This is a genomic window from Microbacterium sp. CIAB417 (assembly GCF_022788845.1).
Genome location: NZ_JAHZUT010000003.1, coordinates 314,146 through 328,172 on the forward strand (window position 1 = coordinate 314,146; position 14,027 = coordinate 328,172).

Annotated in this window: 16 protein-coding genes and 1 pseudogene; all 17 read left to right on the plus strand. The window is 67.1% G+C overall.

From position 1 onward, the window contains the following. The first annotated feature begins 38 nt into the window (after nucleotides 1-38). On the plus strand, nucleotides 39-1,181 hold the full coding sequence (locus KYX17_RS13800; RefSeq protein ID WP_243227558.1) for a YaaC family protein: 1,143 nt from the start codon (nucleotides 39-41) through the stop codon (nucleotides 1,179-1,181). A gap of 165 nt (nucleotides 1,182-1,346) precedes the next feature. Then, nucleotides 1,347-2,546, plus strand: coding sequence for a DNA cytosine methyltransferase (locus KYX17_RS13805; protein WP_243227559.1), 1,200 nt, complete (start codon nucleotides 1,347-1,349; stop codon nucleotides 2,544-2,546). Between the two features lie 31 nt (nucleotides 2,547-2,577). After that, nucleotides 2,578-3,477, plus strand: a complete 900-nt coding sequence (locus tag KYX17_RS13810; protein WP_243227560.1) for a XamI family restriction endonuclease — start codon at nucleotides 2,578-2,580, stop codon at nucleotides 3,475-3,477. Nucleotides 3,478-3,549: 72 nt separating this feature from the next. Next, nucleotides 3,550-4,377, plus strand: coding sequence for a DUF3800 domain-containing protein (locus tag KYX17_RS13815; protein ID WP_243227561.1), 828 nt, complete (start codon nucleotides 3,550-3,552; stop codon nucleotides 4,375-4,377). Between the two features lie 676 nt (nucleotides 4,378-5,053). After that, complete coding sequence (locus KYX17_RS13820) at nucleotides 5,054-7,117, plus strand: bifunctional DNA primase/polymerase (protein ID WP_243227562.1); 2,064 nt, start codon at nucleotides 5,054-5,056, stop codon at nucleotides 7,115-7,117. A 315-nt stretch (nucleotides 7,118-7,432) separates the two neighbouring features. Then, nucleotides 7,433-7,660, plus strand: coding sequence for a hypothetical protein (locus KYX17_RS13825; protein ID WP_243227563.1), 228 nt, complete (start codon nucleotides 7,433-7,435; stop codon nucleotides 7,658-7,660). Continuing rightward, complete coding sequence (locus KYX17_RS13830; protein ID WP_243227564.1) at nucleotides 7,657-8,022, plus strand: hypothetical protein; 366 nt, start codon at nucleotides 7,657-7,659, stop codon at nucleotides 8,020-8,022. Before KYX17_RS13825 ends, KYX17_RS13830 begins: the two co-directional genes overlap by 4 nt. A 90-nt stretch (nucleotides 8,023-8,112) precedes the next feature. Further along, nucleotides 8,113-8,490 (plus strand): hypothetical protein, encoded by a 378-nt coding sequence (locus KYX17_RS13835; RefSeq protein WP_243227565.1) that lies wholly within the window; start codon nucleotides 8,113-8,115, stop codon nucleotides 8,488-8,490. Nucleotides 8,491-8,559: 69 nt separating this feature from the next. Next, on the plus strand, nucleotides 8,560-8,946 hold the full coding sequence (locus KYX17_RS13840; protein ID WP_243227566.1) for a hypothetical protein: 387 nt from the start codon (nucleotides 8,560-8,562) through the stop codon (nucleotides 8,944-8,946). A 184-nt stretch (nucleotides 8,947-9,130) separates the two neighbouring features. Next, a complete protein-coding gene (locus KYX17_RS13845; RefSeq protein WP_243227567.1) occupies nucleotides 9,131-9,907 on the plus strand; it encodes a WhiB family transcriptional regulator in 777 nt (258 codons plus the stop codon). Between the two features lie 98 nt (nucleotides 9,908-10,005). Beyond that, nucleotides 10,006-10,329, plus strand: a complete 324-nt coding sequence (locus KYX17_RS13850; protein WP_243227568.1) for a hypothetical protein — start codon at nucleotides 10,006-10,008, stop codon at nucleotides 10,327-10,329. Then, nucleotides 10,326-10,664 (plus strand): DUF4314 domain-containing protein, encoded by a 339-nt coding sequence (locus tag KYX17_RS31815; protein ID WP_243227569.1) that lies wholly within the window; start codon nucleotides 10,326-10,328, stop codon nucleotides 10,662-10,664. The genes KYX17_RS13850 and KYX17_RS31815 overlap by 4 nt, the downstream gene beginning before the upstream one ends. Nucleotides 10,665-10,833: 169 nt before the next feature. Continuing rightward, nucleotides 10,834-11,700 (plus strand): annotated as a pseudogene (locus KYX17_RS13860) (recombinase family protein); the annotation flags it as partial. An 868-nt stretch (nucleotides 11,701-12,568) separates the two neighbouring features. Beyond that, nucleotides 12,569-12,763, plus strand: a complete 195-nt coding sequence (locus KYX17_RS13865; protein WP_137417346.1) for a hypothetical protein — start codon at nucleotides 12,569-12,571, stop codon at nucleotides 12,761-12,763. Between the two features lie 3 nt (nucleotides 12,764-12,766). Next, complete coding sequence (locus KYX17_RS13870) at nucleotides 12,767-13,162, plus strand: TadE/TadG family type IV pilus assembly protein (protein ID WP_243227570.1); 396 nt, start codon at nucleotides 12,767-12,769, stop codon at nucleotides 13,160-13,162. Further along, on the plus strand, nucleotides 13,137-13,613 hold the full coding sequence (locus KYX17_RS13875; RefSeq protein WP_243227571.1) for a TadE family protein: 477 nt from the start codon (nucleotides 13,137-13,139) through the stop codon (nucleotides 13,611-13,613). The genes KYX17_RS13870 and KYX17_RS13875 overlap by 26 nt, the downstream gene beginning before the upstream one ends. Continuing rightward, nucleotides 13,610-14,023, plus strand: a complete 414-nt coding sequence (locus tag KYX17_RS13880) for a pilus assembly protein TadG-related protein (protein WP_243227572.1) — start codon at nucleotides 13,610-13,612, stop codon at nucleotides 14,021-14,023. The genes KYX17_RS13875 and KYX17_RS13880 overlap by 4 nt, the downstream gene beginning before the upstream one ends. The last annotated feature ends 4 nt before the right edge of the window (nucleotides 14,024-14,027 follow it).

Here is a 14,027-nt window from a genome sequence, read left to right on the forward strand (position 1 = left end):
TTCGAGGTTTAGCTACCGGTCTGCGCCATGCTGATGACATGACATTGCCTCCGGAACGCGCCGGAACGCTCCTCCAGATCAAGAGCCGTGACTTGCCCTTCTCGTTCTTCCCGATGGTTCGAACGAGCAGGCGCTGGGGGCTTAACTCCATGCTCTACGCGGCGGAGCCGTGGGCGGTGATCAGCGGGGCGGTTCGTGACGCAGCGATCACTCGTTCCCTCCCAGACAACGAAGCCAAGAGCGCCCTGTCGTTTGTGCGGCAGGCGAAGGAATACTTCATCGCCGCCGAGAGGGCGGGCGCTCTCGAAACGCGACCGTTGCTGTACTACTACTCGTTCCTGAACCTCGGCAAGGCCCTGTCAATCGCGCGCGGACGCACAGGTATGGTTGGCAAGGTGAAGCACGGTGTAGCGGCTGTGCACACCTCCGGCTATTCGCCGACGTCAGCCGAGATCGCCGTTCAACGGTCGGGCCCCGGGGACTTGAGCGCGATCGATGAACTCCACTGGGCGCTCGAAGGAAGCACCGCACCGGCAGGACAGATCAAGATCGCGGATCTCATGCCTCAGTCGGTCGTGGGCCATCGCATGTGGCGCGCCGCAACCGGATCGATGCGTAAGGAGCGCTTCTTCGCACTGGAGCAGATCCAATGGCTGGAAGATCCCGTGGCGCGCGAAATCTGGCTCAAGCTTTACCTTCGGCGGGATACCTTGCGGTCGCATGGCCGAGGTGTCACAGAGACATTGCGCGAGGCGAGGATCGACACAACCTTTCGCGCCGTAAGTGACGCCTACGCGGCTGCCAACGACCTCCACGCGTTTGAACAGATAACTGCGACCCCCTACGCCACGGGTCGCGCCTCCGATGTCGTGATGGAAAGCGTTGGAACCATTCGGCGCGACATCTGGCAGACCATCACTGCCACGTCACCATTCCGGCGGTTCTACCTCTGCCTATCGCCACTCACGGAGGTTCGCGTCCCGCAGTGGATGAGCGTTTACGGATTGCTGTTTTGGCTTGGAAGCCTCACGCGCTACCAACCGGTCGAACTGCTTGACGCACTGGCGGGGCCCTACGGACCGTTCTTCGAGGAGTTCATAGAGACCCAGCCGGCTCAGCTCCTGTACTTTTTCGCCTCGGAGGCGCGCGCTCAGGATGTGTCAAAGCCTGCCCTGGTCTGAGTGGACGGTTGGACGATCTGCACCGTAGGCGGCCCGCCTGCTGCGCGATCAGGCTGGCGCGGCATGGTCTACGCCACCACGTCGTACCCCCGTGGTTGAATCACCGGTAGCTACTCCCGCTATATAGAAAGAGGCTGTCGATTGTCCGCGACCAAACCCAACGTTGTGAGCCTGTTCAGTGGGGCTGGGGGGCTTGATGTCGGGCTCGAACGAGCGGGTTGGAACGTGTCGGTCGCGACGGATTTCGCTCCTTACGCGATGTCGACTCTCCGCGCCACGCAGGAGGCGCAGGTTCCAGTCCGTGGACGGTCCGCGACGCACCTTCATCGCACGCGCCTGATTGAGGCGGACGTCCAAGACCTCACCGCTGCTGATCTGCGGCCAAAGGGCGTTCGCTCGACGTGGCGACCGGACCTCGTGGTCGGTGGCCCACCGTGCCAGCCGTGGTCGTCGGCGGGGCTTCAGAAGGGCCTCGGCGACCCAAGGGGTCAGCTGATCGCCCATTACCTGCGCCTCATCGGGGAACTTCACCCCAAGTTCGTGATCTTCGAGAACGTCCGTGGCCTTCTCACGGCTCGTGGTGCGACCGGCACGCCCGGCGAAGTCCTCCGGAGCATCCAGGATGACCTCTATGACCTCGGCTACTCCAGCCGTGTCGCCACGCTGAACGCGGCTGACTACGGAGCTGCCCAGCGTCGAGTCCGTGTCATCCTCATCGCGGCGGCGGAGCATGTGCTTCCGCTCTTCCCGGCCCCCACGCACTCCCGGCATCCCGAGGACGGCCTCGCGCCGTGGGTGAGCCTGCGCGAACTGCTGGCCTCTCTACCCGCGCCCGATCCGGCCGATATCGTTCGTCCGACAGGCGCCCGTGCCGAGGCCCTCCGTGCGCTCGCGCCGGGCACGGGCATCAAGACCAACGGACGGGTGATGGCGAATCGTCCCTCGGGGCAGTGGGGCTACCGTCAGGACGCGTTCCGCGCAGACCTCGATCTGCCGTCGCGGACCATTCGCGCGGCATCGACCCCGGATTGGGTGCGCGTCGGTGATGACACCGACATTCGGCGTCTAACCTGGCGCGAGTGCGCCGCCCTGCAGGGCTTCCCTGCCGAGTGGCAGTTCGCGGGGACGGTCTCGCAGAGGTTTCTGCAGATCGGGAACGCGGTTCAAGCTGACGTTGCCGAGGCGGTCGGTCGGAGCCTTCTTGGCGCTCTCCGCAAGGGTGAGTTCGCAGAGACCAAGCTCACCCCCATGCTCCCGGCGGAACTCGAAGAGCGGATTCGCTACACGATCGCTGAGCACAAGACGAACGGTCACCTCCGTCGCCGGGCAGGACATAGCAGCGCGTCGGAGGCCGTCGCATCGTAGGTTTCCGCGGATCGGGTGCAATGCTATGGACGTGCCCTTCCTCGACCCGCCTCAATGGACCGACGCAGAACTGAAAGCTGGGCGCGATCGCGCCGAGCAGCTCTTCACAGAGCTCAGGCGTGAGGAGGGCCCGCTTACCTTCGAGCGGATGTACCACCGGCTCCGTCCCGAGGTCGAGAACCTGTTCGTCGCTACGAACAACCTTCGACAGGTGACTGGCCAAGTTTTCCTCGACGACCCGTTCGCATGGCAACCCGCTCGCTATGTTTGTGGTCCTCCGATCAGTCAGGAGGATCTCTGGACTCTGGTTGGCGGGTCAAAGTTCAAGAAGGTGCCGCCGCGTCTGGCGGACGACACCGCCGACGCCGTGCGCGTCGTGATTGATCCGGTGCGGTTCTCATGGATCGAGCAGCGGCGCGACCCAAGCGTGGAGGAGCGCGAGCGAGCGTTGCAGTCGACCACCCTGCTGTGGGCTCGCGAGCGACTTGGCACTGAGCGCCGGTTGGATTCTTCAACCCGCCAAGAGCGCGTGACTGGGGAGGCGCTTGCTTCAGCTGGTCTCACCTTCGACCCGTCACGGTCGAAGGTTCAACTGCTTGACGACATGGCGCGTGGTACCTACTCTCGCGAGCGCGTCGTGAGCTCTTCAAAATGCGATGTGCCGGTGCGACTCCGCGATGGCCGGCTATTCGCACTTGAGTGCAAGGTCAGCAACGGGCCTAAGAACGGCTGGAAACGCATCAACCGCGAGGTCGGCGGGAAGGCCACGAACTGGCGTCAGACGTTCGGGAGCAGCCTCATCACAGGTGTCGTCGTGGCGGGTGTCTTCGACCTCTCGGCGCTCACGTCGGCGCGCGACCAGGGCGTCGTCATCTTCTGGGAACACGACCTCCAGCCGCTGGTCGACTTCGTGGCTGCTGCGACTGCTTAGAACCCGCTCAGAGCGGGTGCGTGGCGACGGTGATTGTCGCCCTCCGTTCGTAACCTTGAGGCGGAGGGCAAGATGCGAGTTGCGTACGTAGACGACACCAAGCAGCGCGGGCGTCGCCGCGACATGGGCCAGCTTGTTGCGCTTGGGGCCGCGATCTTCGATGAGGAGCAGATCCAGCCGTTCGCGCAAGCCTTCCGCGCGCTCTACGACGAGTTCGAGGTACCACACGACGTGGAGCTGAAGTGGTCGAACCCTCAGGCTCGGAACTGGTGGGCTGAGTCGGAAGAGAACAGGGCGAAACAGACGCCGATGCGTGAGCGTGTGCTTCAACTAGCACAAGCACACGACGTGCGCGTCATCGTCGTGGTCTGGGACGAGGGCGGTGGAGTCTCAACTGCGGGTGGCGATGGGCCCGAGGACGGCGTGATCAAGTTCCTGTTCGAGCGCATCTCTGCGCAGTTGGAGAATGCCCATCAGCGCGGAATCATCGTGTTCGACAAGCCCGGGGGCGACCACAGGGACGAGGCTAACTGGCTCACTGGCCGCGCCGACATGGTGCGGCTGGGCACCGAGTACGTGAAACCCAACGCGATCGTGACCCAGATCCTCACCGCGCCGTCGCACCTGCACCCGCACTTGCAGCTGGCCGATCTCATCGCGGGGAGCGTGACGGCGGCGGTGGCGGGCAACCGTTACGGTCTCGCGCTGGTACCGCTGATCAAGCCAATGATGTGCATCAACTACTGGAGCTACATCGGAGGTACCGGTTTGAAGATCTACCCAGATTCCGTCAATAACCTGCACCATTGGGTGCTGGGCGAGGACACCTTCATGCGACGGGGGAGTGGCGTGACGCTTCCGTATGCGAGTTGGCGCTACTCCGATGACGATGGGCTCTGATCGGGCGTCTTCCCGCAGGCGGGGGCGTTCCTGCTGTAGACCGCCGAGTCAGCCGGTAGATACGACAAGGGCCCCGCCGAAGCGAGGCCCAAGCCGAGATCAACAACAACCTGAACGGAACCACCCGATCAGGACCAATTTTACCGTGCTGAACTCGCCCTCGGAATGTGCGGGACACCTTGACTCAGAGTCATTGGGCGGCTTCACAGCTAAGAGAATTGCGGGCTGAGTACTCGCCATGATGAGATTTTTCTAGATCAACTGAACAGAGGCTGACGGGCTCCAGGGCTCGTTTCGCTGGGCTGGCAAGAAGACACCATGCTCTAGTGAGTCGGTGGTAACACCGATAGCCGATACCCACGCCCGTGGATCGGGTTGCTTACCGCGTGTCAACAGATGCGGTGAGTAACGGAACCACGGGCGTTTGTCATGCAATCGCCCCGTAACCCAGGAGGTTACGGATGTCGCACCCGACCACCACACACTGGGATCCTCGACCGCTCCCGCCAGAGGACACCCGCAGATTGCTGGCCTGGCTGTTCGCCCCAGAGTCTGACCTTCCGCAGGAGCCGCGTCAGCCTGAGCCGCCGACGTGTGGGCTCGATGCCGCGTTCGAGCGGATCGACCGGCACCTGGCATGGTTCGACGCTGACGCTCGCATTCGTGAGGTGGCCTGATGGTGAAGGCACCCGACTACGCGATCAGCGATGCAGAACAGCTAGTCACGAACCCGGCGCTCGCAATGGCGACCCACTGGGCAACGCAGGGATGGCCGACGTTCCCGCTCCGCCACCACGACAAGACGCCCGCGATCCCAAGCGCCCACAAGCGCGAGAGCGGACCGAAGTGCGACGGGCGATGCGGCAAGCTTGGCCACGGAGTCCACGACGCCGACCGGGACCCGGCCAAGCTCGCCCGCCTGTTCGCCGGACACGCGAACGCGAACATCGGCGGTGCGGCGACGGATCGAGTCATCTTCGACTTCGACATCCAGCACGGTGCCGAACGCCTCGACGTGTTCCCGGCGACGCGCGCACATCTCTCCGGACGCGGGAACGGCAACGTCCACCTGGTCTACCGCCCTGGTGGCGACCTCGCACGGCAGATCAAGCCCGGCGCGAACGTCCTCGGCCCCGGGATCGACATTCGCGCCGGGGAAGGCTCTTATGTCGTCCTGCCGCCGTCGATTCACCCCGAGGGCGGCGCGTACACGGTCGCCAACCCCGAGGTGCCCGAGCACGTCCTCACCGATGACGACGTGCGCGCCATCTTCGCCGCGTATGGCGTGGCCGTGCCGGGGGAGCGGAAGGCACCCGGCGCGGGTCTCGATGGCATCTCTCGTGACCTCCCGGATGGTGGAGCGTGGTTCGGTGGGTCTCGAACGCTAGAACGGCTCCAGAGCCCTCCTGAGCGTGGGGCGGGTGGCACCAACGACTGGCTGACCAAGGTCGCCGGACACTACGCCCTCCAGTACCGAGGCGACCGGGCGATGTACGAGTTTCACGTGCGTGCCGCCGCAGCGAGGGTGGATCCGGATTACGAAGACACGAACAAAGTGCTCAACTCGGTCTGGGACGCGGAGCAGTCGAAGCCCGATGAGTTCAACGGCGACCCAAGCTCATGGGAACCGCGCGACCTCACAGACGTGGTGTCCGGGCTCGTCAGTGGCACGCGAGTTCGGCTCCGCCCCACGGTCGGGCAGACCACCACGGGCGAGGCGCTGTTCTATGCAGGCCGGGTCAACGGCGTGGCCGGAGCGTCCGGCGACGGCAAGTCGTGGACCGCGCTCCACACATGCGCTCAGGTGCTCGCCGCAGGCGACGCCGCGTTCTATATCGACTACGAGGACTCCGAGGACGGTATCGTCACCCGACTGCTCCAGCTCGGCGTGGAGCCCCAGTCGATCATCGACCGGTTCGTGTACCGCAACCCGGACGTGGGACTCGGCAACGCGGCGCTGGAGGAGCTACTAGCCCACGTCGAACAGGTCGGACCCGTGGTGGTGGTCGTGGACTCGACCGGCGAGGCGCTCGCCGCCGAGGGCGTCAACCCGAACGCCGACGAGGAAGTGGCCAAGTGGTTCCAGCGGGTTGCCCGTGCGGTGGCGAAGCTCGGACCGGCGGTCGTCCTGCTCGACCACCTCGTCAAGTCGCCGGATGGAGGGCTCTGGCCTGCCGGGTCACAGCGCAAGCGCGCCGCGATCAGCGGAGCCCAGTACATCCAGAAGGTTCCGAATGGTGACGGGTTCTCGGAGGCGAAGTCAGGCCGCGCAGAGCTGAAATGTGCGAAGGACCGCCCCGGCACCTACTACAAGGGGCAGGTGGTCGCACACCTCCAGGTCACTCCGATGACGGGCCACGGCCACGGGAACCTCCTGGGCTCGGTGCTCACCGAACTGGTCAAGCCGTCCACCCCGTCCAATGTGACTGCCGAGGAGGCCGAGGCGCTCCACGAGAAGGTCGCGGCCGACCGCGCACGATTCACCGAAGGTATGGACACCAAGCGGGTGCTCGCGTTCGTCGAGGACAGCGGAGGGATGACCAAGAACGCGCTTGAAGAAGCCTTCAAGAGCATCCGCAAGGACGGGAGGACTCCCATCGCCCGCGACGGCAAGCGTGCACTCGGTCGCGAGAAGGCCCGCGCGCTGGCAGAGCAGGCCGTGGTCGATGGGCTCATCCACCACGACGGCGCGAAGTACAGAGCGGGTGCCGCTCTCAACCTCGGGGAGGCCGACGAATGAGCGCTCAGAAGTTCGCCGGACACCTCGCCGGAGGGGGTGCTGTCCGGCGAACCTTCGGCGAACTTGTCACGAAGTCAGCCGGCACCAGTCGCCCGGCGAACTTCTGGCCCGTCGTGACGCGGCAGAAGACGTCGCCGGATACCTCGCCCGGCGAATTCGCCCGGCGAACTTCACGACCCCCTCCGACGCAATTCGCCGGAACCTCCTCTCACCCCTGAAAGGGGTGAGGAGTCCGGCGAGGTGCGGCGGGTCCGCCCAGAAACACAACAACCTTCCCTGCCTTCCGAGGCTCACGCGCGCGAAGGAGGCGCACCGATGAACGATCGCAAGGAGATCCCCGGCACACTGCCGGAGTGGCTCACCCCGCATGTCGAAGAGGTGGCCGAGTGGGGAACCACGACCACGGCACATGAGTGCTGGGTGGCCGACTGCGAACGGGACGCCCACCTGCACGGCCTCTGCAAGCCGCACTTCATGCGCGCCAGGCGGCAGTGGAACCCGGCCCCCTCTGACCGACCCACGTGGAAGGGCGGCGAGTCATGACCGAGCCCGAGGAGGTCATCGAGCCCTCGCGCCCGCACGCGCGCGAGGAGCAACACCAGAACCACGACGACCTGGTTGTAATCGACCCTTTGCGCGCGCCCGCGCGAGGGACCGCGCCTGGTGTCCGTGGCCGGATCAGCGGGGGTGTGCAGGCGGCGAACCGCCGCCGCTGGGAGGCGGACGTGGCGGCTGGCTTGCCGGGGCTCCTGTCCGCCGGGGCGTCGGCCACTGAGGCCGTGCGTCGGCTTCGGACGGCGAAGAAGCGCCTGCGTGAACTCGCCGCCAAGGAGAAGTTGCTGGCCGCTCTCGAACAGGGCCAGCCCAAGCCGGGGCGCACGTCCTCGCTGGAAGCCGGGTCATGAGCGCCGTGCGCAGTAGGGCGCGATCGCCACCGTGCGGCCCTGCTTCCGACCACACGACACCAATCGCAATCGCCCAAGGAGGGCAACATCATGACCATTCTCAACCCGACGCAGATCGTTCAGCCTGTGACCCCGCCTAGCATCATGGGCACCTCGCAGGATGAGCAACTGCAACGCCTTCGCGAACTCGCACGCGACGTGTCGCGCCGGTTCTACGCGCATCGAGACACCACCGACGCGCTGTCGTACGTGTTCCACGACGCGGACTTCGACGCCGCCCAGCACGCCGACCAGGCCGCGTACCTCGTCGCGGGTGTCCTCGCCTACACGGCAGACATCTTGGAGTCGATCAACGTCGATGCGTGGCCGCTGGACGGCTCGGAGTCCAAGCAGTTCCGCAAGGGCTACCGCGCGGCGCTCGAACGGGTCGGCTCCGAGATGCTCGACGCCATCTCGTACGCGCTCTGACTCAATCCCGCCGGGGGTCGGCGCGACCCGGCCCCCGGCACCAATCCAACGCCTTAGGAGGCAACCAACATGCACACCACCACCACCGACGCCCCCGTCCGCATCATGACCGAAGCCGACGCGAAGCGGCTCGATGCGCTCTATAGCGAGGCCGCCGACGCCAAGCGGGCCCCCGAACTGGCCGTCTGGATCCTGGTGCTCGGACCCGTCAGCCTCGGGCAGCTCGTCGAACTCCGGCGCAGCCGCCTCGACTGCACCCTCGACTACGCGCAGATGAGCGTGATGTACGACCTCGGACGGATCGCCGGTCTCGGCGGGCCCGTCGAGTACGACCAGGGCCTGTTCTACTTCAACGACGACCACAAGCTGGCCGTCATGGAGTGGCTCTACGACGAGCAGGTGTCGTACGCCATCGCCAAGCTCGGGCGGTTCATCCCGGCTGACGACGACGAATGAGCCTCGGATCGAGTCGACGTGGCTGATTCTCTGGCTGCCCCGCGCCTGGTGGACTTTCTCGCCGGGCGCGGGTGCGCAAGATCGGAGTAACGCGATGGGCAGACGTGTTCACAGGCTTACAGCAGGTACGTCCGTCCCGGCGGTGGCTTCCGCTCTCCACGCTTCTCCGGCGAACTCGCAACCCGTGACCCTCCTCCCGGGCCTCACTGACACCGCGAGTTCGCCGGAGATACCTCCGGAGGCGGGGGAGACCTGCTCCCGGCCCACGCTCACCACGGCGCAGACCGACAAGCTGATCGAGGACGTGCTCGCGCGGCACACTCAGAGCTTCGAAGCACTCGACGCCTTCGAGGACCTGAGCCACGACCTGCTGCTCGCTCGCGAGAAGCGTCAGGAGGTGCCCTGCCTCGGCCCAGGCGCGGAGGCGTGGACTTCGGACGACGAGACCGACCAGGAGCTCGCCGCCGACCTTTGCCTGCTGTGTCCGGTGTTTGCGCATTGCCAGCGCTACGCCGACGAGGCCCAGCCCGAAGCGGGGACGTGGGCAGGCGTGACGCGCGACCCCGTGAAGGATCAGCTCGGCAGGCTGAGGCAGCGTAAACCCGGCATCTGCATCCGTGGCCTGCACGACGTGACACGCCCTGATGCGATCTACACCTCGCCGCGTGGCCGCAAGGAATGTCTGGAGTGCCGCAACGCTCGTCAGCAGCGGGGGACCAGCCGCGCGGAGCGGCAGCGCCCGCCGCGCACGGGACGTCGCTGGAATCCGGGGACGCGTGCATGCCGGTGCGGGTGCGCAGGGGTGACTAAGGGCGGCAACTATCTCCCGGGCCACGACAGCCAGCACCTCGCGCGGCTCACCAAGGAGGTTCGCGGCGGGCGGTCGCTGGATGACGCGCTGGGCGAGGTGGCGCACTCCGAGCGGCTGGGCAGCAAGCTCCGCGCCTGGCTCGGGAAATAGCCCCGATCAGCAGCCAATTGTGCCGAAAACACGGGCATGTTTTCATTGAAAGTGGGGCAAGAAAGCCCCGGTCAGAAGCCAAATCCAGGAGATACCCCATGAACACCAAGGCCACCGCCACCACCAAGACCGCCGAAGCCCGCGCCTGCGCGTGCGGCACCTGCCACGAGGCCGTCCGCGCCAAGGCGATGTACCGCCCGGGCCACGACGCCCGCCACGTCAGCTACCTGCTCCAGGGGCTCGTCAACAGCTACGCGGACGGCCAGCCCGTCACCAAGGCGCTCATCAACGGCATGGCAAAGGAGCTTCCGAGCGAGCCGCTCCGCGCCAAGTTCCTCCGTGCCGCCGACCGCCTGGTCGCGAAGGAGACCGAGGCCGCGAAGGCGAAGGCCGACGCCGCGAAGGAGGCGAAGGCCGCGTGAACGTCCACGACGACCAGGCCCGATCCGCCGAGATCGCGGGCGAGATCGGCCAGCGCATCCTGGCCAGGCAGGCCGCGCAGTACGAGGACTGGGCCAACCTCCCCGAGAACCTGAACCCCACGGATGCGGGCGCGCACATCGCGCTCGTGTCCGTGGCGGACCCGTACACCCGGCTGGAGCCCGACGCGACCGGCGTGGTCGAGTCCGTCGATGACGCCGGGACCGTTCACGTCGCCTGGGACGACGGCTCGACGCTCGGGCTCATCCCCGGAGTGGACCACTGGCGACGCATCCACCCGCGCTGGCTCCCGACCCCGATGGAGGAGGTCAAGTGATGACCATGACCGCCGAGCACACCAAGACGTGTTCCCACTGCACCCGAGACCTGCCGCTGTCGGCGTTCGCCCGCCGCAGGCGAGGAGCCGAGACCCGCCAGGCGTGGTGCCGCGACTGTATCAACCAGACCCGCCGCGAGGCGTACGCCCGAGCCCACGGGAGGACCGCATGAGCATCAACAAGACCCGCGCCGCCTACTACGCCCGAGTCTCGACCGACATGCAGGTGGACAACACCTCACTACCCGAGCAGCGCGAGATCTGCGAAGCCACGATCAAGGCGCGCGGCTGGGAGCTCGTCGGCGCGTACGTGGACGAGGGCCTGTCGGGTACCGACTCGAACCGCCCCGCCTGGCGGCAGATGCTCCAGGACGCCCGCGACGGCAAGGTGGATGCCGTGGTCGTCGCCAAGCTCGACCGCTTCGCCCGCAAAGCCGGTGACGCCATCCGCGAGACCGACCGACTCTCGGACATGGGCGTGGACCTCGTGGTCGTCAAGGAGCAGATCGACATGAGCACCCCGGCTGGCCGCGCCATGCGAACCATGCTCGCCGGGTTCGCGGAGTTCGAACGCGACACCATCGTCGCCCGCACCGCCGCCGGTCAGCGGGCCAAAGGCCGCGCCGGGGGATGGGCCGGGTCCAAGCCGCCGTTCGGCTGGCGGCTCGAAGGGCTCAAGAAGGACGCCCGCCCCGTGCCCGACGAGCGCGAACGCGAGGTGCTCCGCGCGATGCACCAGCTGTTCGTGAAGGAACGCCTGAGCACCGCCGAAGTGGCCGAGCGGCTCAACCTGATGGGGCTCCGCCCGCGCCAGGCCGCAACGTGGCAGTACCAGACCGTCCGGCAGACGGCGACTAACCCGACCCTGTGGACAGGCGAGACCACCTGGGGCGCGGCGACCACGGGCAACTACCGCCCGCACCGCAAGGTCACGAAGATGAACCGCGACGGCTCCCCGAAGTACGGGGACACTGTGACGGTCTCGCTCGGGGACCCGGTGTTCACTCGGCAGGAGTGGCAGGCACTACAGCGGGCGGTGAACCGCCGCGCCGGGTGGACCCCCTCAGCGCCTCAGCGGCAGATGCTGAGCGGGCGGCTCTTCGGCCCGTGCGACTTCGGAAAGCACTACGACGGGGTGGCCACGAAGAGCCGCCCCAACCACCACTACCTGTGCGCGGGCAAGCGCTACCGCTCGAAGGAACAGCCCCGGTGCTCGTGCCCGCAGATCAAGGGCCCCGGCATCGACGAAGCCGTGTGGACCGAACTGGCCGCGATGCTGGCCGACCCGGAGCGGTTGGAGCGGCTCGCGCGTCAATGGCTCGAACTGGACGACGACGCCGACCTGAACGACGAGGCCCCGATGGTCGCGGCGCTCCGCAAGCAGGAGGCCACCCTGGAGCGCGCGCTGACTCGGGCGAAGGACCTGTACCTGATGGCCGACGACCCCGAGGAGCACCGGGCCACGATGGCGCGCCTGCGCGGGGAGCTGGTGGAGGTGCGCGACCGGATCGAGGCTATGGCGTCGATGCAGTCGCTCCGCGCCGAACAGGCCCAGCGGATCACCGACGTGGCGGCACTCGCGGAGCGGGCTCGTGGCCGTCTGGAGAACGCCTCGGCGGCGATGCGCCGTGAGGTGGTGGACCTGCTCGACGTGCGCGTGATCGTGTCGGACATCGTGCAGGGACGGCCCCAGGCGATCACCATTCACGGGGTGCTCGACCCGTCGATGTTCCTCCCGGCGGATGCGGCAGAACGCAAGCCATCCGAAGCGGAACGCTGCTGCCGCTCGTTTTTCTCATCCTGCCGCTCAGCGTGCTCATCGCTGTGTTTCCCGGCATCGTCCTGCTGCGGCTGGGGTTGTCATGACCCCTGTCCGGCCCCTCGTGCTCGTGAAGGAAAGCACCATGTTCGACCGTTCCCCCATACGCCGCCTGCGCACAGCGTGGGGCAATCTCCTCGCCGACGAACGCGGCGACGTTCCCGGCTGGGTCTTGATCACCCTGATGACCGCGGGTCTCGTCGTGGTGATCTGGGCGCTCGCCGGTCCCGCGCTCGCGGATCTGTTCACCCAGGCGATCGACCGCGTCAGCGGGTTCTGAGCGATGGCCGACCGGCATCCGCTGCTCGACGACGAAGGGGCAGCCCCCGTTGAGTTCGTGCTGGTCGGCGCTGTGTTGACCTTCCTCACCCTCGCCGTGCTGCAGTTGGGATTCGCCGTCTACATCCGAAACGTCGTGCACGACGCGGCAGTCGAGGGGGCGTATCACGCTGCCCTCGCGGACACGAGCCTGGCGGATGGCGCTGCGCGCACAGCGGATGTCGTCGCCCGCGTCGTGGGGGATGCCTACCCGGTGGAGGTGCAGGCCGCCGAGACCGACCGCTTCGGCTATCCCGCGACCGAGATCACAGTGCGGGCGACGTTGCCGGTCGCCGGCCTGTGGGGCGTGCCCGAGGCGTTGGAGGTGACCGCTCATGCGCCGAACGAGACCCTCGACTGAGCGCGCGGCACTGCTGGAGGACGACGACGGCAACGCATCGCTCGAGTTCATCGTGGCAGGCCTCATCCTGCTCGCACCGCTCGTCTACCTGATCGTCGCGCTCGGAGCGATCCAGTCGCAGGCGCTCGGCGTGGAGGCGGCGGCCCGTCACGTCGCCCGCGCTGTCTCCACCGCGGCGAACGCGGAGGATGCGGCCGCCCGCGCCGACCTGGTTCTGGCGGCCGTGGCGGAGGAGTACGGCATCGATCCCGATGCGGTCGCGCTGCGATGGAAATGCGCGCCCGCGGGTGTCGAGTGCCCGTCCGCCGGGGCGACCCTGCTCCTCAGCGTGGGTACGGATGTCCCGCTGCCCTTGGTGCCGCCGGTGCTGGGCCTGGACGAGATCGCGTCCGTTCCGGTCGAGGCGAGTGCCGCGCAGAAGGTGTCACGGCTGTGGGGGACGACGCCGTGAGGCGCACCGTGCTCGACGACGAGGGCAGCATCCTGCCCCTCGTGATCGGCTACGCCGTGCTCGCGCTCGCCGCGATCTTCGTGTGCGTGTCGGCGACGAGTCTGTACCTCGCGCAGAAGCGCCTGGACGGGGTGGCGGATGCGGCGGCCCTCGCCGGCGCGGACGGCTTCACGCTGACGGTGGTCGATGGTGCGCCGCGCGCGGAGCTGAGCGCGGACGGCGTGCGCGAGCAGGCCGAGGCGCTGGTGGCGTTCTCCGGTGACGCGATGCTGGTCTCGGCGACGACGCCCGACGGTGTCTCCGCGCAGGTGACGGTGGCGGGGGTGTGGCATCCGCCACTCGTGTCGATGTTCGTCCCTGAGGGTGTCGCGCTCGAGGCGACCGCGACCAGTCGTACGGCGCTGCGTTAGTGGG

Excerpts from the sequence above, each read along its gene's own strand:
- KYX17_RS13820 (WP_243227562.1), top strand. The coding sequence starts at position 5,054 with ATGGTGAAGGCACCCGACTACGCGATCAGCGATGCAGAACAGCTAGTC.
- KYX17_RS13800 (WP_243227558.1), top strand. The coding sequence starts at position 39 with ATGACATTGCCTCCGGAACGCGCCGGAACGCTCCTCCAGATCAAGAGC.
- KYX17_RS13825 (WP_243227563.1), top strand. The coding sequence starts at position 7,433 with ATGAACGATCGCAAGGAGATCCCCGGCACACTGCCGGAGTGGCTCACC.
- KYX17_RS13850 (WP_243227568.1), top strand. The coding sequence starts at position 10,006 with ATGAACACCAAGGCCACCGCCACCACCAAGACCGCCGAAGCCCGCGCC.
- KYX17_RS13870 (WP_243227570.1), top strand. The coding sequence starts at position 12,767 with ATGGCCGACCGGCATCCGCTGCTCGACGACGAAGGGGCAGCCCCCGTT.
- KYX17_RS13830 (WP_243227564.1), top strand. The coding sequence starts at position 7,657 with ATGACCGAGCCCGAGGAGGTCATCGAGCCCTCGCGCCCGCACGCGCGC.
- KYX17_RS13835 (WP_243227565.1), top strand. The coding sequence starts at position 8,113 with ATGACCATTCTCAACCCGACGCAGATCGTTCAGCCTGTGACCCCGCCT.
- KYX17_RS13815 (WP_243227561.1), top strand. The coding sequence starts at position 3,550 with ATGCGAGTTGCGTACGTAGACGACACCAAGCAGCGCGGGCGTCGCCGC.
- KYX17_RS13875 (WP_243227571.1), top strand. The coding sequence starts at position 13,137 with ATGCGCCGAACGAGACCCTCGACTGAGCGCGCGGCACTGCTGGAGGAC.
- KYX17_RS13865 (WP_137417346.1), top strand. The coding sequence starts at position 12,569 with ATGTTCGACCGTTCCCCCATACGCCGCCTGCGCACAGCGTGGGGCAAT.
- KYX17_RS13840 (WP_243227566.1), top strand. The coding sequence starts at position 8,560 with ATGCACACCACCACCACCGACGCCCCCGTCCGCATCATGACCGAAGCC.